The organism is Sporosarcina sp. OR05 (assembly GCF_041414805.1).
GTDB classification, from domain to species: domain Bacteria; phylum Bacillota; class Bacilli; order Bacillales_A; family Planococcaceae; genus Sporosarcina; species Sporosarcina saromensis.
This window is the reverse complement of record NZ_JANKJL010000008.1, coordinates 62746-84230: the sequence shown is the minus strand read 5'-3', so window position 1 is coordinate 84230 and position 21485 is coordinate 62746. Positions and strand designations below refer to the sequence as shown.

General features: G+C 41.7%; 27 protein-coding genes. 6 read left to right on the top strand and 21 right to left on the bottom strand.

Features of this window, described 5'->3' with window-relative positions:
- The 4 genes from NRI27_RS12595 to NRI27_RS12580 form a co-directional block, all read right to left on the bottom strand.
- A complete protein-coding gene (locus NRI27_RS12595) occupies nucleotides 1-921 on the bottom strand; it encodes an AraC family transcriptional regulator (RefSeq protein ID WP_317946834.1) in 921 nt (306 codons plus the stop codon).
- Nucleotides 922-1206: 285 nt separating this feature from the next.
- The gene (locus tag NRI27_RS12590) at nucleotides 1207-2325 is read right to left on the bottom strand and encodes an ABC transporter permease (RefSeq protein WP_371390997.1); all 1119 of its coding nucleotides are present in this window, start codon (nucleotides 2323-2325) and stop codon (nucleotides 1207-1209) included.
- Nucleotides 2306-3202, bottom strand: a complete 897-nt coding sequence (locus NRI27_RS12585) for an ATP-binding cassette domain-containing protein (protein ID WP_371390996.1) — start codon at nucleotides 3200-3202, stop codon at nucleotides 2306-2308. Before NRI27_RS12585 ends, NRI27_RS12590 begins: the two co-directional genes overlap by 20 nt.
- Before the next feature lie 24 nt (nucleotides 3203-3226).
- The gene (locus NRI27_RS12580) at nucleotides 3227-4468 is read right to left on the bottom strand and encodes an ABC transporter permease (protein WP_371390995.1); all 1242 of its coding nucleotides are present in this window, start codon (nucleotides 4466-4468) and stop codon (nucleotides 3227-3229) included.
- A gap of 201 nt (nucleotides 4469-4669) precedes the next feature.
- Between NRI27_RS12580 and NRI27_RS12575 the strand changes: the two genes are divergently transcribed.
- Entirely contained in the window at nucleotides 4670-5197 is a 528-nt protein-coding gene (locus NRI27_RS12575; RefSeq protein WP_371390994.1) for a hypothetical protein, read from the top strand.
- Nucleotides 5198-5418: 221 nt separating this feature from the next.
- On the opposite strand, the gene NRI27_RS12570 is transcribed toward NRI27_RS12575, so the two are convergent.
- The 9 genes from NRI27_RS12570 to NRI27_RS12530 form a co-directional block, all read right to left on the bottom strand.
- A complete protein-coding gene (locus NRI27_RS12570; protein WP_371390993.1) occupies nucleotides 5419-6180 on the bottom strand; it encodes a class I SAM-dependent methyltransferase in 762 nt (253 codons plus the stop codon).
- A gap of 152 nt (nucleotides 6181-6332) precedes the next feature.
- Complete coding sequence (locus NRI27_RS12565) at nucleotides 6333-6866, bottom strand: P-loop NTPase family protein (RefSeq protein WP_371390992.1); 534 nt, start codon at nucleotides 6864-6866, stop codon at nucleotides 6333-6335.
- Nucleotides 6863-7378: a GrpB family protein gene (locus NRI27_RS12560; protein ID WP_371391049.1), complete on the bottom strand. Its 516-nt coding sequence runs from the start codon at nucleotides 7376-7378 to the stop codon at nucleotides 6863-6865. Before NRI27_RS12560 ends, NRI27_RS12565 begins: the two co-directional genes overlap by 4 nt.
- A gap of 13 nt (nucleotides 7379-7391) precedes the next feature.
- Nucleotides 7392-7862: a peptide-methionine (S)-S-oxide reductase gene (locus tag NRI27_RS12555; RefSeq protein ID WP_371390991.1), complete on the bottom strand. Its 471-nt coding sequence runs from the start codon at nucleotides 7860-7862 to the stop codon at nucleotides 7392-7394.
- Nucleotides 7863-8051: 189 nt separating this feature from the next.
- Nucleotides 8052-8333, bottom strand: a complete 282-nt coding sequence (locus tag NRI27_RS12550; RefSeq protein ID WP_371390990.1) for a hypothetical protein — start codon at nucleotides 8331-8333, stop codon at nucleotides 8052-8054.
- Nucleotides 8333-8599, bottom strand: a complete 267-nt coding sequence (locus NRI27_RS12545; protein WP_317946897.1) for a hypothetical protein — start codon at nucleotides 8597-8599, stop codon at nucleotides 8333-8335. Before NRI27_RS12545 ends, NRI27_RS12550 begins: the two co-directional genes overlap by 1 nt.
- A 138-nt stretch (nucleotides 8600-8737) precedes the next feature.
- Entirely contained in the window at nucleotides 8738-9025 is a 288-nt protein-coding gene (locus NRI27_RS12540; protein WP_317945053.1) for an RNA polymerase alpha subunit C-terminal domain-containing protein, read from the bottom strand.
- Between the two features lie 78 nt (nucleotides 9026-9103).
- A complete protein-coding gene (locus tag NRI27_RS12535) occupies nucleotides 9104-10009 on the bottom strand; it encodes a hypothetical protein (protein WP_371390989.1) in 906 nt (301 codons plus the stop codon).
- A complete protein-coding gene (locus tag NRI27_RS12530; RefSeq protein ID WP_371390988.1) occupies nucleotides 9981-10463 on the bottom strand; it encodes a GNAT family N-acetyltransferase in 483 nt (160 codons plus the stop codon). Before NRI27_RS12530 ends, NRI27_RS12535 begins: the two co-directional genes overlap by 29 nt.
- Before the next feature lie 131 nt (nucleotides 10464-10594).
- Here NRI27_RS12530 and NRI27_RS12525 point away from each other — a divergent pair, with 131 nt between their 5' ends.
- Nucleotides 10595-11341, top strand: coding sequence for a class I SAM-dependent methyltransferase (locus NRI27_RS12525; RefSeq protein ID WP_371390987.1), 747 nt, complete (start codon nucleotides 10595-10597; stop codon nucleotides 11339-11341).
- A 154-nt stretch (nucleotides 11342-11495) separates the two neighbouring features.
- Here the strand turns inward: NRI27_RS12525 and NRI27_RS12520 are convergent, their stop codons facing one another.
- The 3 genes from NRI27_RS12520 to NRI27_RS12510 all read right to left on the bottom strand — a co-directional run bounded on the left by NRI27_RS12520 (nucleotide 11496) and on the right by NRI27_RS12510 (nucleotide 13052).
- Entirely contained in the window at nucleotides 11496-11693 is a 198-nt protein-coding gene (locus NRI27_RS12520; protein ID WP_371390986.1) for a YciI family protein, read from the bottom strand.
- Between the two features lie 415 nt (nucleotides 11694-12108).
- Nucleotides 12109-12273, bottom strand: coding sequence for a hypothetical protein (locus NRI27_RS12515; protein ID WP_371390985.1), 165 nt, complete (start codon nucleotides 12271-12273; stop codon nucleotides 12109-12111).
- Nucleotides 12274-12371: 98 nt separating this feature from the next.
- Nucleotides 12372-13052, bottom strand: coding sequence for a hypothetical protein (locus NRI27_RS12510; RefSeq protein ID WP_371390984.1), 681 nt, complete (start codon nucleotides 13050-13052; stop codon nucleotides 12372-12374).
- Between the two features lie 190 nt (nucleotides 13053-13242).
- Between NRI27_RS12510 and NRI27_RS12505 the strand changes: the two genes are divergently transcribed.
- From NRI27_RS12505 to NRI27_RS12490, 4 genes are all read left to right on the top strand, one after another.
- Nucleotides 13243-13902: a BMQ_0737 family morphogenetic spore coat protein gene (locus NRI27_RS12505; RefSeq protein ID WP_317945043.1), complete on the top strand. Its 660-nt coding sequence runs from the start codon at nucleotides 13243-13245 to the stop codon at nucleotides 13900-13902.
- Nucleotides 13903-13995: 93 nt separating this feature from the next.
- Entirely contained in the window at nucleotides 13996-14553 is a 558-nt protein-coding gene (locus NRI27_RS12500; RefSeq protein WP_371390983.1) for a hypothetical protein, read from the top strand.
- Between the two features lies 1 nt (nucleotide 14554).
- The gene (locus NRI27_RS12495; RefSeq protein WP_371390982.1) at nucleotides 14555-14854 is read left to right on the top strand and encodes a hypothetical protein; all 300 of its coding nucleotides are present in this window, start codon (nucleotides 14555-14557) and stop codon (nucleotides 14852-14854) included.
- Between the two features lie 12 nt (nucleotides 14855-14866).
- Nucleotides 14867-16093, top strand: coding sequence for a hypothetical protein (locus NRI27_RS12490; RefSeq protein ID WP_371390981.1), 1227 nt, complete (start codon nucleotides 14867-14869; stop codon nucleotides 16091-16093).
- Nucleotides 16094-17046: 953 nt separating this feature from the next.
- Here the strand turns inward: NRI27_RS12490 and NRI27_RS12485 are convergent.
- From NRI27_RS12485 to NRI27_RS12465, 5 genes are read right to left on the bottom strand one after another with little or no spacing between them, the layout of a single operon-like run.
- Nucleotides 17047-17838 carry a dioxygenase family protein gene (locus tag NRI27_RS12485; protein ID WP_371390980.1) on the bottom strand — a complete coding sequence of 264 codons (792 nt, stop codon included), beginning with the start codon at nucleotides 17836-17838 and terminating at the stop codon, nucleotides 17047-17049.
- Nucleotides 17839-17842: 4 nt separating this feature from the next.
- On the bottom strand, nucleotides 17843-19042 hold the full coding sequence (locus tag NRI27_RS12480; protein ID WP_371390979.1) for a thiolase family protein: 1200 nt from the start codon (nucleotides 19040-19042) through the stop codon (nucleotides 17843-17845).
- Nucleotides 19043-19057: 15 nt separating this feature from the next.
- Nucleotides 19058-20173, bottom strand: coding sequence for a muconate/chloromuconate family cycloisomerase (locus NRI27_RS12475; protein WP_371390978.1), 1116 nt, complete (start codon nucleotides 20171-20173; stop codon nucleotides 19058-19060).
- On the bottom strand, nucleotides 20170-20811 hold the full coding sequence (locus tag NRI27_RS12470; protein WP_371390977.1) for a 3-oxoacid CoA-transferase subunit B: 642 nt from the start codon (nucleotides 20809-20811) through the stop codon (nucleotides 20170-20172). The genes NRI27_RS12475 and NRI27_RS12470 overlap by 4 nt, the downstream gene beginning before the upstream one ends.
- Nucleotides 20774-21481, bottom strand: coding sequence for a CoA transferase subunit A (locus tag NRI27_RS12465; RefSeq protein ID WP_371390976.1), 708 nt, complete (start codon nucleotides 21479-21481; stop codon nucleotides 20774-20776). The genes NRI27_RS12470 and NRI27_RS12465 overlap by 38 nt, the downstream gene beginning before the upstream one ends.
- Between the last annotated feature and the right edge of the window lie 4 nt (nucleotides 21482-21485).

Genomic DNA, 21485 nt, shown 5'->3' with positions numbered 1-21485 from the left:
TCACACTTTGTCTTTTTCCTTAATTGGCACATATATTTCCATCGTAATTTTCTCATAAAGCCAGTCGTGGCAACGTTCATCGTAATATTCAAAGTCATAACCTTGCTCGTCCACTTCGTAAGACGATTGCGGCAGCCAATCTTCCAATATGAATTTCCACGTGCCTTTAATGGCAGGGACAAAACGATCCACATCTACTGGAGGAATATTAAATACCGCATACGTCGCTGGTTGTATATGCAACTTTTTCAGACCTTTAGGAAGCTTGGCATCATCATGATCACAGTCAACGGCAAATAAATAAGTGAACGTATTGTCCGTTTCTCTCGCATTCAGGTTCACGCAATACTCTCCATGTTTCTTCGGAGCTAATTGTTCATACAACATCGTTTCAATCGCCTCTTCTGGCGCGATGCGCTGATCCCAAAATGCTGGAGCATCCCTCGTATAAAACACGTTATCCAATCGACTTTTATACGTTTTTCCTGCAATCGTAAAACCCGTTTTCTGAACGATTTTCGGTTGCATGACAATGCCTCCGACTTCTTTTTGACGGAAATTCATTAAATCTAGCTTAGGGGGAAATGACGTCGGACAATGCAGTCGGTATAAGTTCGGAGGACTCCCAAAAACTCGTTTAAACGCTTTCGTAAAACCGGAGTGGGTTTCGAATCCATATTCAAGCGCAATATCAATCACTTTTTTTCCGTTTACCAACTCGAATAACGCATGCTGTAGTTTTCGCTTAACGACATAATCCATTACGGTATAACCGATATGCTCGTGGAAAACGCGGTAAAAATGAAAAGGAGAATACCCACTTATTTTCGCCAACTCGTCAGGTTTAATTTCTTCCTTTATACGTTCTTCAATTGTATCGATGACCTTTTGTAGTAAATGTATTTGTTGGATAGAAAACACCTGCCTTGTGCATCTATTTGTTGCTCAGTGTCAATTATACGCGTTTAACGCCTCCAGGTCAGCGGCAAATCAGCCCTTTTCCCCATTTCTACTACCACTTGTTAGAGCAGCTTCGCTCGACAGAAGCGCTTTGCGATTAGCTACTTACTATAAGAAAGGCACTCTAATCTTTTTAATCACTGATAATTGACCACTCTCCAAACTCGAAACAATAAAAAACAACCGTCCCATTTTTAAGAGAACGGTTGCTAAATTGGTCATGTAATCGACGGAACAGGTTAAGCTTTACACAATCTTACTCGTATGAATCTTCCTCGATGCAAGTATATATAGAACCACTGCAACGCCAAGCGTAACTGGAATCGCTTGGTACCATAGGTGATCATTTTGCAACAGAATCATATTGCTCGGCAGCAAGTTTGCAAATGGATTGAACCAGGAAAACGGCCCCCATGTCACAAAAGTAGAAACAAAATAGCCTGCTGCCAATGTTAAGAGGAGGACGGCCAATGTTGCAAGCGTTTGCTTAAACAACAGGCTGTACAACAAATACAAAGCAATGACCATGATGATCGCGACGGAAACGATAAGAAGACCCTTTGTCATATAGCTGGAAATTGTCGTAAATTCGATAGCATTGTTTTTTTCAAGTAACACAGGATAATTGAAGCTTCCTTTTTCACCGAAAACGAATCCAATCAATAATGCCGACGAGAGAACGACACCCAACATGACGATGTATAATAATACGGCACTCCAAAATTTACTCATGATAATCTTCGTTTTCTTTAGTGGTTGTGTAAACAGTTGATTGATCGAGTGATTCTCATACTCGCCGGATAAAGATTCACCAATGATGAGTATTAGTAAAATGAACGCCCCGAAATGGATAAACAAGTCTACAATTTGCTTCATGAAATTCGGTAACGCCATACTATAAACAGCATGTTCAGGAGGGATGCCTTCCTTCAACAACTTCTCATTCATCGCTATACTTTCACGAATTTCTTTATCGGATAGAGGAAAATCCCCGCCCTCTTTTTTATAGGCAAGTGTATTTGCGTAAATCTCATTTTGCAACGTCAATTTACTTTCCCAGTCTTTAGACGAAGCGATGCCGATCAATTCGTATAATTGGTCCCTAATTTCAGAATTCATCTTTTGCAGTTTCAATTGTTCTTCATTTTCAGGGTCATTTTCCAAGGCGATTCGATGAGCTCTTGCATTTGCCTGACTCGCCTTTGACTGACTATCAATTCGCTTATTTTCTTCTTTCACAATATACGACTGAAAAGTGACATTGCGGACAAACAGCAATGCGATACCAATGACAAGAAGTGACATGATATAGAGGAATCTTTTGCTAAAGAAGATTTTTTTGAATTCAAATAGCAACAGTTTCATCTGTCTTCTCCTTCGCAAACAATTCTTGGTACCGTTTTTCCGCACCAATTTTCTTCGTCTCGATGGAAGTAATCGTAATTTCATTTCGGTTCATCAAATCCAGAAACTCTTGCAAAATCACTTCTGTTTCTAAAAAGACAATGATCCCCTCATGCATTGTGAACTGGACGCCAGCCTGCTTCAGCGCTACAACTGCTTTTTCCGGATGGTCGACAGCCACATAATATTGATTGGCCGAGAAATCTTGAAGGGATTCCTTCAATAGCGCCCCATCTTTCATGAAATAAATGATATTCGTCAATCGGTCGATCTCGTCAAGATTATGCGAGGATAGAATGATTGTTGTTCCTTCTTCATATAATTCCAACAGGATATTTCGCATATTAATGGCACTTGTTGGATCTAGCCCGTTTAATGGTTCATCCAGCAACAATAATTTAGGTTCATTAATAATCGACATGGCGAGGAGTAAATGTTGCTTCATACCAAGTGAATAATTCCTCACTCTTTTTTTCATATAGCTTGTCATGCCAACCCGATCAGTCACTTTTTTAATGTTGGACAATGGAATTTTCTGCACGTTGCAAATGAATTTCAAGTGGTCGTAACCGGTCAAATCCCCATATAAGATTCGGTTATCCTGCAAATAAGACACTTCATAAAAGATGGATGCATCCGTATTTTTCTTCCCTACCAACTCAACACTTCCCTCGTTAAATGGAAGCAAATTCGTCATACAGTTCATTAATGTCGTTTTCCCCGCACCATTCGGACCGACAAGCGCAATAATTTGAGGAGTATCAATCGTAATATCGATCCCTTTTAAAACCGGTTGTTTTTTATAGTGTTTTTTCAAATTGGAAACGTTAACAATCATCATGCCATCCCCCTAATCTTTTACTTATCTCTGACTCTTATATTGAAAGAGTGAGAGCATATAAGTCGCTACTAATAGAACCCCACTACAAATAGCTAGAACCATCATCCCAGTCGTATAAGTAAAGTTAAAATTCTTCAATGTTGCTGCGAACTCCATCGTGACAATGTCCGTCGTCGAAAAATAATGGAAAGGTATATAGTGCGCAAAACTTGATAAAATGGACTGCTCTGCTAATTGCACACCTAACAAAATCGTAAGTATTGTCAGTCCAAGCGCGAGTATCATACGTTTTGCCAGGATTGAATAAAGGAACAATAAAGAATAACAGAACAACAGCACCATGAAAAACAGGAGGGCTGACTTCAAGATGAAAGTTCCCATATTGATAAATTCAAATGCATAATCCTCGCCATACACAAGCACCGGATAATCCCAGTCCCCCAAACGGTCAAAGATCGCACCTAGTACGACCGATATCGCCCCTATACCTACTAGAAATACAAAACTTACAAGTAGAATCGCTATGAATTTGCCGACCAAAATGCCGTGCCTGTTAATAGGTTGTGTACGCAAAAGATGAATAGATCCATTTTTGGCTAACCCTTCTTTTGTGACGACATCCCCAAACAGGAGTAAGAAGAACACAACCCCTCCTAAACTAAAAAGAAGGCCGGCGACATGTTTTGCATAATAAATACCTGTCGAAGAATATTGATTGCTATATTTTCCGACGATTTGTCTCAGAAATTCATCATCTCCAACACCCGCCATCGGATAATACAAGTCATAAGCCGTTTTCCATGACACGTCCCACAACCAAAATACCGGTTCAATCTCTTTTTCAATCAACCAATTGTATTGTGCTCGTCTCGTCTCCATTGTAAAAAGTGTTGGGAAAGAAGATGTATAATATTGCCTACTTACAATATTGCTATCAAGATCGGGCGGTAAAAGTTCAATTTGATAATTCATTACAGCAGGCCAATCATGTTTTTTATAAGCCTCCACTTCATGTCTATGCTTTTCATAGACATTGTTGAAAATCTCATATTCAGTTGTCCCTTCTTCTGTCTCCGCTAGTTGTTTTTCCATTGAAGTTAACGTACCTTCAAGGTTAGAGACTACCTCATCCAGACGGGTCGTATTTATGTAAACGAATATATAATAAGCTATGAGAAATAGTAATAAAATGAACGAAAACATCCTGAAATACTTTGTCTTAAAAATTTTACTCACTTCAAATTGAACCAACCTAAACCACATAGAATCCCCCCTTCAGTTGTTCCTTAATCATATTACTAGTAGATCGAACAAAGAACAGATTGCACCTCCTTTTCAACGTCTTACTACACATAGTTCGACATTTAAAGTGGATACTCCTTCCATTTCCTGGATAATTTTATTGTTTGTTCGTTCTTTTGTGATAATAATAAATTAATATTCTAATTGAATGGAGTTGATGTTGTGAGACGTATAGTCTTTATTTCTTTTTTAGTAATGTTTCTATTATTAGTGTCCGCCTGTTCAGATAAGAAAACCGAGGAAGTTTCACCGCAAGGAGTAGAATTGCAAGGGGAAAATGACTATCCAAAAAAAATCCCTCACTTTGGAGTAACGTCTAGCAGTATAGCCGCCAATGTCATATTAGATAGGTTATGTTGGGAAAAGCCAAATGAAAAATGTGACATTAAACATGTCGAAGACTTTGACGGTCTTTTTTTAGGAAAAACTACTATGAGTGTAAACCCAAGAGAAGAGATATTTTTTTCCCATTCCTCCCCTTCTGATGTCCCAAAAGAGCTATGGGGGCTTGATAACATTCAAATTGACCTAGTACAAAATTTTAAAGGAGGGAAGTCCCAAATCGAGCACGATGGAAAATCGTTCACTGCACCAGAAGAACCCGGGAGATATTATTATTCCGCAAAGATCACTTGGATCAACGACATTAAAGGTGAAGCAAGTTACGCCTTTCAAGTTATTGTAAAATAAAGACGACATAGGGATTTCCCATACTCCGTTATCACCACCTAAATACTATTTTCTATTTAATTCTTCAAAAACAGCAAAACAACCGTCCTACACAAAGAACGGTTGTTCAATTTTCTATGCAGTTGAGTAAACTGTCGCTTCTCTATTAACAGTAAGCATCTATTTGCTAGGCTACATGTATTTTATTCTCAAGAAATGAATTTTTATATGAAATCAACGACTTACATTTGCCGTTTCACTACATACACCATTGAAACACTTCTTGCATGTAGCGCATTTTCATCCCAATCTCCATACACTTGTACAATTTCAAATCCGTTTTCCTGTAACAATCTGTTCATTTCTTGCGGGTATGAATACCGCAGCAAAATTCCATCTTGCGACTCGGCAATTAACGTACCGTCCCGATAAACTTTCCGATTGGTTTGACAGTCGAGTATTTGTGTCAGGTGGTCATACTTATCACGGGAACTCTCGATCACTTGATTGCCATCTTTATCGACAAATTTCTCTTCATACTCATCAACTACCGACAACTCTTGCAAAATTGGATTGCGGGTGTCAAATATAAAAAAACCATCCTCTATAAGATGTTTTCGAACTGATTGCAATAAAGCATTCTGTGCTTCATTCGTAAGAAAATGTTGAAAGGAATTTCCGGTCATGAATGCTAGTGAAGCTTTTACAGGAATGTCCAACTGTGTACAGTCCTGTTGAACAAACTCAATGGACAGGTCTAGTTCTTCCGCCTTTTGTCTTGCTCTCTTCAACATCCCTTCATGCAGGTCAACACCAATTATGCGAAAACCTTTTTGTGCCATCGGAATCGTTAACCTTCCTGTGCCACAAGCCAATTCGACGATTGGTTCATCTTGCTTCGCCCATTTTAAAATCGTATGTAAATCCTTTTGATATCCTTCATAAAGATAATCATACATTTCAGGGTCAGCGTATTTCTCCAAGTTTTCATTTTGATTGATCATAGCTGTATGCCACCTTTTTCATATACTAAATTCCACAGCATCTTCATCTTCAATTCGGATGTGAAAGCATCCTGTTTTTGTACCGACAATCTGTCCGTCCTATTTAATAAAACCTGTTTCCAATTTCACGTTTGTTAACCAGAAGGATTGCGTCATTTTTCCAGCTCCTTCCCCTGATGTATAGTATTCTTCCATTCCAACAAACTTTCATTTTTATGTGGATCGTTTACTACCGTTATCAATTTATGTACGTAGGGTTGAAGGATTTCATTCATTTCATTGCGCCGTCCCTCAAAGTACTTTGTCCATTTATACATGTTGCGCAGCATTTGCACATTCGGTTCATACGCACATGCTTCCATTCCCAGCACTTGCCTTATATGTCTGCTCAAAATCCGCATTTTCCGTTTCCATAACGGGGGATCCAACCAAATGACAACATCCGCCATATCTAAGAGGATGTGATAGGAAGGGCGGTACACCCCTTCCGCAATCCAGCTTCCTGCAGCATCCATTTCCTGAATCACCTTAAGTTGTTCATCTAGTGATCGTTTCACCCGCACATCGTCCACAGTATGGTAAACGACAGAATCCAGTTCAATAAAAGGCAAACTTGTTTGTTTCGATAGTTCTTTGGCGTATGTCGTTTTCCCGCTTGCAACAATCCCCATGATAAAGATTTTCATAGCTGTCGGTACCACCTAACGGCTTGTCTCTCAATCTCTGACGCAAATTCTGCCTTTCCGTCTATATACGCATCAATATCGTCTGGGAATTGATTGGCTAACCTCTCTTTTAGGTCTCCATACTGCTTAGCTATGTTTGGATGAACACGCAAGTAGTCTCGAAATGCCAAGTGTCTTTCAATGTCGCGAGAGCCTTGTTCGTAAATATGTACATGATGCGTGCGCTCATTTCCGCCTTTTTGAAAGTAGCGGCGTCCGGGAATCCCATTTTCACCCTTTGCTTCATAGCCAATACGGTCCATTTCGTCTGTATACTTATCGATCAATGAAATATCCTTCACAACAGGCATGATGTCGATAATCGGTTTTGCAACTAATCCGCATACAGATGTACTTCCGATGTGGTGGATGTTGATTACTTCAGCGCCGAAAATGGCTTGTAATCGTTTGGATTCGGTCTCAAAATCCGACTTCCATTTCACTGAGTAAGGTGTTACTTCAACTATCCGTATGTCGATTCACCCCTTACTTATATTTAGTTAATAATTCATCAGGAATATGACAATAATCATTCGGACACCTTGTTAACCGATCTTGATGTTCTTCTGCACTTCTCACATAGTTTGTAAGAGGCAATACTTCAACAACAATACGGTTCCAATCCTCTCTTCCGACAATAAATTTCTTCGCCTCTTTTAAGTGTTCAGGATTTTCACTATATACTCCTGTTCTGTATTTCTCGCCTACATCTTGTCCTTGTTTATTCAAACTGTATGGATCAATAATCTCAAAAAAATAATTCATTAAGTCGCTAATCGTTACAATTGTTGGATCGAATCCTGTTTTTACACATTCGGCGTACCCATCATATTCTCCGTCAAGTGTGTGACTTGTTCCGTTAGCTCTTCCGGCTTCAGTAAATGTAACGCCCGGTAATGTTTTGATAAATGCTTGTACGCCCCATAAACATCCCCCTGCGAAATAGACAATTTCCATATCGACTCTCCTTTTTGTTTAATAAATACTATTTCTCTGAGTAGGGTTTTACTTCAACTTTTCGTATGTTGTTTCGCCCCTCGTCTTATAGATTGGCTTTGGGAATTTTTTTCAAAAAAGGAGGAACGTTTGCATAAAACCGTTTCATAATAAAAAAGCCCCTATACAAAGGGCTGCTGGAATTGGTGACTATGCTTCACCTGGAAATAATATACCAAGAATTATTATATTATTTTGATCCTTTTCATAATAAATCTTGAATTTCCTAATAACGATTCGAGATAAACCCTTATAGAAACCAAACTCCTCTGTGTATGTTTTTAAAATAAATTCATCTCTTAAGGATTCCTCAATAGCTAAAATCAGTGTAAATATGAATTCCAGAGTCTCCTCTGGCGTGAAATGTTCACTCCTAAACTGCATCAGCTTTTCTCTAACAGCAGGAAACCAGATTATATTTTTACTACCCACTATTCGAAATCCTTTGCAGAAAGTGAATTTAATAGTTGTGAAGTTGACATACCTTTTCCTGTTTTATATTCATTTTTACTTTCTTCAATCATTTGTTTAAGCTGAGGGTTATTTTCAACATCAGTTTTGATTGAAACTTCATCCTCTTCCTGTAGGACAAGGGTGAACTTTCCCTTCCCTGGAAGAGAAAATTGTAAAACTGAATTATCACGATTCATATTTGCTATGTGCTTCATAAGCTCTTCTGATGATTCAATATATCCCATAAAATCACCACCGCCTTTAATTTTCTATATTATAACATAATTCATGTTCCTATATTCTAGAGTTTCACTTTAGCCGTTAAAGTGAGGAGAACTTGTGCCCAATTGGATAGCAACAGTTCATAGTAGCACGATAAGTTATTATTTAAAGGATAACCCTTCTTCCTCTAATGAACTTCTCATAGTAGGCAAGGAAGCTGGTCCAATCCCATGAAGTTTCAGGATTTCCTTTTCCGTGTACTTCGAAAGTTCTTGCAAAGTGTCAATTCCTTCGTGAATCAGTGCATTTCTTGCGGGCGAACTGAGTTTCGAAAGGAAGCCACTTGCAGGTTTATTTTCCTTATTACAAGTAGGGCAACTTGTGCATTCACTACTTTTGTAAAACGTATGTCCTTTTTCACAAACTTTTACTATTTTTTCTGCTGTCAATATAATACCTCCAAATTTTTCTCATACTAGCACCCATCCGCAGAATCACAACTACTGTAAACTATTATCTCTTCCATCCTAGATTTTACGTTTCCAATAATCCCATGCGTTCAAGTACTCCTCCAAATCATGTGGATGCACCTTTTTACAAATCCCTATCCGTGTGTATAACTGAAAGACGACTTCTTCAATCAGGCGTGATGTTGGTATTTGTACATTCTCTAGCAACGAAAACGAGGATAGCAAGGTTTCCATCGATAAATTATCCGGAGACGAGCAAAATGCATAGGTGAAGTCATACAGGACAGGACCAACCATCGGCGACGGATCGATAACCCCAACGAGATTATGATGATGAAAGACAAAATTGTGAACACCTGTATCCCCGTGAAGATAATATTTCTCCTCTTTGGATTCATCCACAGCTAGTCTCTCTACAATGCCTTTCATTCTCACATAATCCTCATTCGGCAATAAATACCCAATGTTCTCATGCGCATATTCTAAGCTTTTCATGTTGAAATCAAACCATTGTTGACGAGGTTCTCCCCCTAATCTACCCCAAGCTGATGATGCATCTACTTTTTCGTAATGATTAAATAAACCTTGAACCAATCGCTTCATCCATACAGACTTCAATCCACGGTTGACGTGTGTATGTCCTTCTATGTAGTCATAGAGAAAAAAATGCTTTTCTGGATCGACATAGAACACTTTTGGGAATAGGTCGATATGGGCATACGTGGTAAAAAAACGTTCAACCATTTCGATTCCATTCGGATGATCATATTTTAGCGTATAAAGTGGAGTATTATTTTCCGAAATGACATATACCTGTCCATCCGTTGTTCCGCTACGTAACTCATTGATGTTGTAGGTTCTATTTGGAATGATGCCCATGTCTATAAACGCCCTTACATGTTGGTTAACTGCGAAAGACCTTTCATTCCACAAATCACTTTTGCATTTTGCAATGTCCGTCATTATGGCCCACTTCCTTAAATCCATTGTCTATATAAAATGTCCTTAACTTCGGATGATTTGAAACGCAATCGAGACGGATTGTTTTGTCGAGGTTTTCTTCAATCCATTTTAATAATTCTTGACCAATCTCTTTTCCCATATAAGCTGGCCGTACCGCTAACCGGTGTAGATATAGGACATCCTCATGATCTTCGCTCCCCCAAATATGCTGATCCCATTCACTTTGTGTTGCATAGAGCGTAAACGTAGCAATCAAATCACCATCTAACCAGACCGCATATGTCGCTCCATCTAAGATAGCTTGTCGAATTTCTTCATCTTCTCCACCTGCTAATAAAAACCCCCACTGGTTAACTTCTTTAATTTTTAGCCAAGCTGCCACTTCTTTTAATAATTGAGTAATGGGTGCAACATCGTCCTCTGTTGCTCTTTGAATTTGATAGTTTCCCTTCAACATACTTCCCCCTTATCTCCTTACTACTTCTCTTTAAAAAAGATATAATCCTCTTTTTCGAACAAAATAAAAGGAGATTCTAGTAGAAACATCGAATATATATTCCCATAAGAGAATGGGAGGAATTTAATATGAGCATTGATGCATTAGCAAAAAACAAAAAAAGTTGGGATGAGGTTGCCCCGCGATTTTTCGGTCGAAATCCACTTCCGGAGTATGGACCACTTGCTCCGCGGGAAGATGAATTGAACTTGCTTGGGGATGTGGCAGATGCGAAGGTGTTGGATATTGGTTGCGGAAGCGGCCATTCCTTACAGTATATGGACAAAAGAGGTGCAGCAGAGCTATGGGGGGTAGACCTGTCAAAGACACAAATTGAAACGGCAAAGGGTCTGCTAGCAGACAGTAACGCACCTGTTCATTTATTCGAATCGCCGATGGAGCAAAATCCTGGTTTACATGAAGAGTATTTTGATATCGTCTATTCCATATATGCACTAGGATGGACAACTGATTTAGACAAAACACTTGCGAACGTAGCAAAGTATTTGAAAAAAGGCGGACTCTTCATCTTCAGTTGGGAACATCCATTACACAGCCGTGCGAGTTTTGAAAATGGAGCCCTTCATTTCAATAAATCCTATCACGAGGAAGGCCCTTATGATCATGAAGCGTGGCATGCGCCTGCAATCATGCAACAGTACAAAGTAAGTACATATTTGAATACATTAATAAGCCATGGATTCTGTATAGAGAGAGTAATTGAAGAAGTATCCTTGACGGAGGAAGATCGAGAAAGACATGCGAATCGATGGTATTCTTTCGAGAAGGCAATGATGCTGCCGACGACGTTAATTGTTAAAAGCAGGAAGATGTAAATATTATTTATAGAAGGATGTTTTAGTTTCAACATGTTACTATAAAGGCAAAAGTTCGCTTTTAATTAACCGAACTCTCGCCTTTATGGTTACTTCTTTCTTATTCATTGTCAAATAAATGATTCTCTGAACTGTGCCATCTTCGTTTCGTAAATCACTTATTAAAAATACCTTCCAATGGCTCCCAAGGAAAAATGGTCGCTTCAAATTTCTCTTCAATCACCGCTGGGTCATTAGAAGCAAAACGTTTTGCGTCTTCCAAACTTTCAACCTCAAGAATAATTAGCCCACCTGTGTGATCCATGAACGGCCCTCCTGCCACCAGAATCCCTTCAGCTAACGCTTCTTTCACATATTCTCGATGAGGTACGAGCCCTTGTTCCCAATGCGGTAGACCATCCTTCCATGCCTTTCCAGTTGTGAAATGAATAACAAATTTTATAATAATCTCCTCCTACTCCACCTATTTACTTCTACATGACTTTCAACAATACCTCTCTCTTTCGAAGTATTTAAAAGCTCCAATCCATCCCAACAGACAAAACCACATAATACCAAGCATCGTGCAACTTGGTTTCATGTGGTTTTTCATATTATTTAATGTGTTTCTTGTACAGCGTAAATCAAGAAAGCACCTCTGTTCATTAACAGCAAAGGGGCTGTTAACAGTTGGTTCTAAGGTAGTATCCGTTAAGTGGTTTCTTTTCTATCCTCTTGTCAGGGTGAGTATTTAACGAAGATGGAATGAGAAATATGATGCTTTCCACTTATGGTTGTACGCGGATATCCCGGATTTCCACAGCACGGAACGGACCAATGACTGTCCCTCTGTTTGGGGTTGAACAAGTTTCCCTATCCGCCTGTACACGTCCACAACCTCGGTTGCGACCACATCCGCTATCCACGTGATCTTTTTTACCACAGCAAGCCATGTTAACACCCCCTTCGTTCTTATCGTATTCAAGAAAATGATGAACGGACGGGCAAGTCATTATCGGTTTTTCGTCTACCATGCATCACCCATTTCTCATCACTTTCTTTTAAACACGTTCCATAATGGCGAGTTTGTGTTTCTCTCTTCCTGCTCAATGGTTACTTCCGGAACAACTTTTGCGGAGGGTGTGGATGAAGGTGCATCTTGGACAGGTGTTGCAGTTTTTCGTACGACTTCCTGTGTAGCTCCTTCATGATTTCGCCATCTATCTATTTGTCGTTTTTCTTCATGTTCTTCACCATCTTGTGTATGTGTCGCTTTAATGGATGCAGCCGTAACATGTGTAGGAGGTGGATAGTTGTAGCGATTATGCAGTTGCTTTTGAGCCATTTCCATTGGCAGTTGATTGGCCATATGATGAAGTTGGCGGAATGATGGGACAGATGATTTCGATGCCGCTATGTGATCAACGTTTATATCCCCAGAAGAACTGCTTTCTTCAAGGTCCGCTACTTGCGTAGTCAACTCTTTAACGGTCTCTTCTATAGTAGTCACTTGTTTCGATAGGAAACGAAGTCCTTCTTCCAGCATTTTCGCCATTTCCTCCAATTGACCGTTCTGGGCTTCCACGCTTTTTTCGACTTTCCCCATCCTTCTCTTTAGATGAATGTCGGTTGTCGAACTATCCTTCTTTAATGAAGCAAGTGCCTGGCGATACCGCTCAATCTTTTTATTCAATTGTTCAATTTCTTCGTCTCGACGATCTTGTTTATCCATGAGTTCCCCTCTTTCAATTCCTTCTTGTCATTCCTATCTTATTACTGTGCGGATTATCCTGTGATTCCTGTCATATTTAATCCAACATGAAAGAATTCCAACTCGACCTTTTCTTTTGCCTAAGCAACTGTCGTCAAGGTACATATGATACGAATGCAAGGCTATTTAAAATACGGAGGTGACAATATAAATGAAAGAGAAAGTTCGTCCTGACCAGGAATTGATTTGTATTAATGTCGACAAGGTGTATGACTGGGTATTAAAAGAAAATACTTTTGATTTCACACCTCAAAGCCCATTGACATTCCCATCTGTTCCAGCAGGTGCTGATTTCCAAAATGCCACTTACACGTGTGAAGTACGTCCAGTACCACAAGCTGAAAATCCGGTTGTCATTTTAGATCGTGTAAATCGTGAATTCATCATTGATGGAAAACGTGTTTGCTTGCAACAGCTGACTATCCGTAAGAGATTCAGACTTGTCGTTGTCATGACATTGCCGAACGGTGAAGTATACCGCAGCACACCAATCGACGTAGCACGGTCTGAGCAAGTAATCCTTTGTGCTCCAGAAGACACAGAAGTGACAGTTACGTATACAGACTTGGATTGCTTCGTTAGCTCAACAGGTACCGTCACAAGAGGTGGTGCAGGCGCTCCAGAAACAAGAAACCTGTTCTATTTCTCCAACCTTGTCGTAACAATCAGAACGTGCCAAAGCATTCAGTCTACATTCCCAGTAACAGTGGAGTTTTTAGCAGACTTCTGCCACCCGCGTGCTGAGTTGGCAATCGGCTCATGCCCACTGCCATCTAGACCGCCACAATGCCACTCAATCTTCCCTGAATAATGACCGTCATAAGTGTACAAGTAGGCACATAGGATAAAGAGAGGGATTTTGCCCTCTCTTTATTTCTTGTATTGATGAATAGGAGGCTGAGAAATGCAATCCGATGACGTACGAAAAAAGTTAAAAACCCTTCAAGACGTTACAGAATCGTATGTAGCGACACTAAAAGAACTTCTACACAACCAAACGAATCGACCACAGTGTATCAGCTATTTTACATATGCTTTGCAGCTTTCCCACGATACGGAGCTGGAAAGTTTTTGTCTTGGATCTCTTCACATACACAATATTGGCAATCAACCTCTGACAAACCCTACCCTCCACCTTCACTTGTCTGATAAAGCGCCGTTCACACTTAACGGAAAATTTGTAAGCAACGTAACAGCCCTTTCTTCCCAATTAACGAATGGATGGGAACGGATAAATGACCGATCCGAAAAATCTGCGTTTCATTTAAAACCTATCGGCAAAACGTCGATTGAGCCTGGGGAAACACTGTCCTTCACAAATTTCCAACTGACATGGTCCCCTTCTGCATTTTATGCAGGCAGCGTAACCGCCACGTTATTTAGTGACCAACAACCAGACGGGGTAGATGCCCTTAATTCGATCAACATTAATGGTTCGATGACAACTGGAAAGGAGCAATGACGTGGACGCCCATTCTTTACAACAAGCATTTCACGACATGATTACTAACTTAACAAAAGATGTGTTGCACAATAAGTCAGAAGAGAAAGCGTCTACCAGCTATATGTATTTAGACGCTAAAACGATTAACCTCCTACTCCTCTATCTTCTGATGAATAAAGAGCTGCAACTGACGCGGTTGACGAATCGGAATCCCTCGTCGACTCTTGATAAGGAACTGATTGACGAACTCGACAACATGATTGTGAAGAACAAAAAGGCTTTTGAAGAGTTGCTCAATGAGATGAAAACAAATTTATAAGGAAGGTGCGCCATGAAGGATCTCGTCAATGAAGATCCCGTCCAATTAAAACAGACAATCATTTACTTACGTGCAGAATTGAATAAGTACCAGACGAAAGATGCCAAGGCAACGTCTGCATTCATTCACACCCTCCAAACTGAAAACAACCGACTGAAAGAGGAGCATCGACAACTGCTACATTCGTCAAAAAAACTTTCAAAACGCATGTCCCTCTATGAAAAAAGGATTGCCTCTTTACAAACGCAAAACAAGAAATTGCTTGGTCAATTGTCCGCTATGGAGAAGGCGTTTCAAGAAGGAATGTTGGCAGCCGTAGAACGAAATTACGGATTGGCGGAAGTGGTCAATGCGCTTCAACAGGTCGCTGAAAAAGTTGAAAATGATGACCTGTCTGAAGTGGTTCAACAGTTACAAGTAGTGATAGAGAAGATGGGGGTGGAAAAGAATGTTTCTATTCAGCTGATGGAAGCGTTACAAGTAACAATAGATAGAATTGCAGCTAGCAGTGGTGATCGTGTCGAGGTTGCTACGGAGAAAGTGCTTGAACAATTGCAAGGGATTGTTGGGAAAATGGAGACGTTAGAAAAGGGCAAGGATGTATGTACAAATGTACGTGATGAGATGCAGATAATTGGAGAGAGAGTTTTAGCTGTCAGTGGTGATCGTGTTGAGGTTGCTACGGGGAAAGTACTTGAACAGTTGCAAGGGATTGTTGGGAAAATGGAAACGTTGGAGAAAGGCGATATGGATAGGCTTAGTAAAACTTCAACGGCGCTGCTTCAAAAACTAGAGTCAATCGTTGAACGTATGGAGATTTATCAACAAAACGGCGGGGAAAAACTGGAGATGGTTACTGCCCAACTACTAGAGAAGCAGCAGGTTGTCATTGAACAATTGGAAGGTTATAGAGTTGATGGAAAACTTAGCAGAGAACTTTCATCTCAAGCCCATGAAAAGTTGAAACAAATCATCGATACACTGACAATTTTGCAAGGTGAAGGAAAGCAGAAAGAAGCCCTACTTGCATTGCTTGCGGATAAAAAGCAGCAAGTCCAAGCGTTGAACGTAGAATTAGATGAACAAAAAACGTTACAGCAAACTCAACGAGAACTCATTCAAGTGTTAGAAACCTACGTTGAGCGACTCGCCCTCGAACCCGAAGAACTGCACACCGACTCCATTTTGCAACAAATCATTGCTCTGACCGAGGCATATGCCAATAAACATCAAGATTAACGGTAAAGATAGCGCACGCGGCCGCTATCTCTCTTTTTTTGTGAATGAATGGTGGAAACTCGTTGCTTGCGAGGAGTTTATCACCGCTCATTGGCTAGTTATCACCGCTTGTGAGTAGTTTATCACCGCTTGTGAACGCTTTATCACCGCTTCAGATGAGTTTATCACCGCTCGCAAGCACTTTATCACCGCTTAAACTACTTTTATCACCGCTCGCCCAGTTTCTTACAAATATACACCTATAAATTGAGCAGATTGAGCGGGTTACAACCAAATAATTATGATGAGATTGCGTTATCACCGATTCTAGGCTGGTTATCACCGATTCGGAGGAGTTTATCACCGATTCTAAGCACTTTATCACCGATTAGAAGGGGGTTATCACCGATTCGAGAGACTTTATCACCGTCTCGCCAAGTTCACCCGGCCAATGAAATGAATTTGCAGCGGACAATGGATCCTACTATGGAGAGGGCAGCTTTTTTAAACTATTCGATCGAGTTATCACGCTGAAGCATGCTGCTAGTTGGTCGTAAATGTGATTTATCACCGCTTGTGTACACTTTATCACCGCTTCAGATGAGTTTATCACCGCTCGCAAGCACTTTATCACCGCTTAAACTACTTTTATCACCGCTCGCCCAGTTTCTTACAACTACACACCTGTAAATTGAGCAGATTCCGCGGGTTACAACCAAATAATTATGATGAGATTGCGTTACCACCGATTCTAGGCTGGTTATCACCGTTTCGGAGCACGTTACCACCGATTCCAGGCAGTTTACCACCGGTTCGACCTACTTTACCACCGATTCTAACCACTTTACCACCGTCTCACCAAGTTAACCCTGCCTGTGAAACAACCGACCGCTCGCACACAAACGCCCGCACCCGCACCCCCATCAAAAAAAGCGACACACACAGGTCCCCCCGTATGCATCGCTACAAAACCATCAACTATAGACAGGCTGATCTTGAAGTCGTAACTTGAAATCTAGATGGGCGGTGTAGTAATCCGTGGCCAACCCTTTTTCTGCACCGTCGTGTTTTTCCAATTTTGTTATGAGTGTTCCGCGTACGCCATTTGCGACGTCATTGTCCAAGTATTGATTGCCTTCGAAGAAGACTTGGGAGATGAGGTTGTCGCCGTTTTGCGGTTTGAAAAGCAAGTGTAGATGCGCTGGTCTAAATGGATGGGAGTCGATCCAGTTCAGGAATTTTCCTGTTGGTCCACCTGTTGGAATGGAATAGTCACCAGGGACGATTGTTTGTACTTCGAATTTGCCGTTTTCGTCGGTAAATAAAACGGCACGTAAGTTGTCGGCAGGAATGCCTTCTGCAAAGCCTGAGTATTCGCCGTTTGCATCGGCTTGCCAAATGTCGACTTTCGTATTGGCGAGCGGATTCCCCTCTACATCCGTAACGGTACCTGAAAAGATGAACACATCGCCCTTTTCGTCTTCTCGCATTGGCATCGCGCCTTTATTTGGGATTTCTTTTGCATTCTCCAAGTAGAACGGCCCTAGAATTGTCGGCTCAGTTCCTTCTACGTTTTTGTACATTTCTTGAAGAGCATGTGTCTCAAAGAACACGTCCATGAATAATGGGATTTCTCCTGCTTTCCCTAATTCGTCCAACCAATTGACAAGTGCGTGGTAATCGTTATGATCGAGCTCATGCTCACGAATTAACTCCTTAAACTTCACGACCATTCCATTGTACACATCAACTACTTTTTGATTCATACCTTCATCCTTTCCAATTTGGATTTTCGATTATCGTTGAAATGCCCATTCCACCTGCGATGCATAACGTGACGAGACCATACCGCTTTCCCGTCCGTTCTAATTCATGCACCAACTTTGTCAGTAATATCGCACCCGTTGCGCCAATCGGATGCCCGAGTGCAATCGCCCCTCCGTTTGGGTTCACTTTATCGAGATCTAGACGTAACTCCTTTATTACTGCCAATGCTTGAGCGGAGAATGCTTCATTTAATTCCACAAGATCAAGGTCTTGAATTGTCAATCCCGCTAAAGCAAGGGCTTTTATCGTAGAATGAACGGGTCCGATGCCCATTCGATCTGGTGACACTCCAGAACTAGCTTGCGCGATGATTCTCGCTTTTGGCCGCATGCCTAAACGAGCTGCCTCTTCTTCTGATGCAAGTAATAACGCTGCTGCACCGTCATTGCGCCCGCTGGAATTCCCTGCAGTAACCGTGCCACCTTCCTTAAAAACAGGCTTGAGGCGACCTAACTTCTCCAAGCTCGTCACTCGCGGATATTCGTCTGTTTCAAAACGGATATGTCCTTTTTTCCCCTTCACTTCAACTGGCACAATTTGCTGTTGAAATATGCCTACCTGAATCGCTTTCCTAGCATTCTCCTGACTCCTTAATGCAAACTCATCCTGTTCTGAGCGCGAAATTCCATAGGTTTCCGCCAAATATTCTGCCGTCATGCCCATCGTCAAATTGCCGTATTCCTCAATTGGCTGGGACCCGGGTTGACTTTCGGTGTTCGGATCGAGTAACAGGCCATTTCCAGCGCGGTATCCATATCGAGCATTCCGCAAGTAGTACGGGGCGGTGGACATGGATTCCATCCCTCCAGCAACAACAAGCCGTCCTTCTTCACTTCTAATTTGTTGAGCGGCTGAATGAATGGCTTGGCTGCCCGACCCGCATTGACGTTGGATCGTATAGCCAGGAATTGTGACGGGTAGCCCAGCTCGTAACGACGCGACCCGCGCAGCGTTGGAAGCATCTGCGCTTTGCTTCGCCTGCCCCATAATGACTTCATCTACAGCATCTCCGGATATTCCAACTCGATCAATTACTTCCCTTATTACCGTCGCGCCGAGATGATCGACAGGCACATTAACTAGTGACCCTCCAAGTGTTCCAATAGGTGTTCGAACCGCTTCCAATATGACAACAGTTGTCAATGAACCACCTCCCTGTCACAAATCCCTTGCATAATGAAAGATTTTCTCCTTGTCCATTTCCATTCCGAATCCTGGACCCGAGGGCACGACGATTTGGAAATTGTCATATACAATTGCATTTGCCGTAATTGTATCTGTAAACAATAGAGGGCCAAACAGTTCTGTTCCGTATTTCATTTCAGGTATCGTCGAATACAGTTGTGCAGCAATCGCCGTTCCAAGAGAAGACTCAATCATCGTTCCCCCGTATAAGCCGATGCCCGCCGCTTCTGCAATGGCAGCAACTTTTTTTGTCGCTGTAAGGCCGCCCGCTTTTGCAGGTTTGATTGCAAACACATTCCCTGCACGCTTTTTTGCCACTTGAAAAGCTTCTCCTATTGAACTAAGCGATTCATCTGCCATGATTGGTACTTTGAATTTTGATGTCAGACGGGCCATTCCTTCTTTATTCCAGCTAATCAATGGTTGTTCAATCAAGTCCACACCACCGTCTTGCAGTGCCTCAATGCAATACAAAGCCGTCACTTCATCCCAAGCTTGATTGACATCGACTCGAATGCTCGCAGCTTCACCAACCGCCTCTTTGATGGCAAGTACGTGCGCAACATTCCGTTTTGGGTCACCGACACCGATTTTCAGCTTGAAAATATTATGCCGTTTTGCATTCAAACTTTCTTGCGCTTCTTCGATGTCCCGTCTTGTATCCCCACTTGCAAGTGTCCAAGCGATTGGCAATGAAGTATGAAGTTGGCCACCGAATAATTTGTAAGCAGGAATACCTCTCGATCTTGCCGCTAAATCGACAACCGCAGCCTCGACCGCCGCTTTTGCGAACCGATTGCCGACAACATGTTGGTTGACGGTATACGCAATTGCATCAAAGTGAGCTGGATTTTTACCGATTACATGCGGCGCTATATACTTTTCTATATTGACTTTGATTGCTTCTGGTGTCTCTTCAAAGTAAGACGCGCCACCGATAGTCGCCACTTCTCCCCAGCCTTCGAGGTCGCCTTCCCCTTTGACACATACAAGAATAATCGTTTGCATGACGATTGTATGCATCGCAAGCTGGTGGGGACGGATTGTCGGAAGATCGACGATGTACACTTCGAGCGATTGAATGTTCAAGCCAAACAGCTCCCTTCAATGAAGGAGGCATCTGTTTTCATCTTCACATCATCAAGGGTGGCACCAGGCATGAGTTCCGTTAGAACGAGTTGACGATCTACCACTTTAAAAACCGCCAACTCCGTAATGATCATGTCAACGCTTCGGGTGGAAGTAATCGGAAATGTGCATGCTTTCATTAGCTTACTGGCACCATCTTTCGTCGTATGGGTTGTCGTTACAATCACTTTCTTTGCACCGACTAATAAATCCATTGCGCCCCCAACACCAATAATGTTTTTACCAGGGATTGCCCAATTCGCAATTCTCCCCTTTTCATCGACTTGAAGAGCACCAAGAATCGCACAATCGACGTGCCCCCCTCGAATCATTCCAAACGATGCCGCACTATCGAAAAACGCAGCACCTACGCGCTCCCCAACCGGCAGTTTACCTGCATTCACAAGGTTCGGATCGATTTCAGCCGCTTCCGTCACACCGAGCAAACCATTTTCCGTGTGAAAATGTATTTGACCGTCTTCAACATACTTTGCGACGAATGTCGGTATGCCGATGCCTAAGTTCACAACTGAGCTATCTTTTAATTCACCAGCAGCACGCTTAGCAATCAATTCTTGAGCATTCTCGATCGACGACACCTTCCTTCGTCAATAATTTCTGTGCAACAAGTAGTCGATCCACGAATAAATGAGGGGTCACAATCTCTTCAGCAGACAACTCACCTGGCGCAACAATTTCATCCACTTCAGCAATGACCAAATTAGCAGCCGTCGCCATAATCGGGTTAAAATTACGTGCTGTCTTGTAGTAGATGAGATTTCCTAGTGTATCCGCTTTATGTGCACGAATGAGCGCCACATCTGCACGGATTGCTGGTTCAAAAAGATAGCGCTCACCGTCAATTTCTCGTTCCTCTTTCCCATCAGCAAGCTGTGTACCGACACCCGTTTTCGTATAAAAACCGCCAATACCAGCACCTCCAGCACGCATCGCTTCCGCTAACGTTCCTTGCGGCAACAATTGCAAGTGAATTTCCCCGCGTTGATACGCCTCTCCGACTTCACGATTGCTCGTAAAATAGGAACCTATCGCCTTGCGAATCTTCTGCTGGCGCAGTAAAGCACCTAACCCTTCACCTGCTTCTCCTAGGTTATTGCTGATGACTGTTAAGTCCGATACATCTTTTCTCGTCAGCCCATCAATTAATGTCAACGGTGCACCAATGAGGCCAAACCCGCCAACCATAATCGTCTGGCCGCTCTCCACACCAGACAAAACCGATTCTACAGAATCAAAGCGCATCGCCATCACA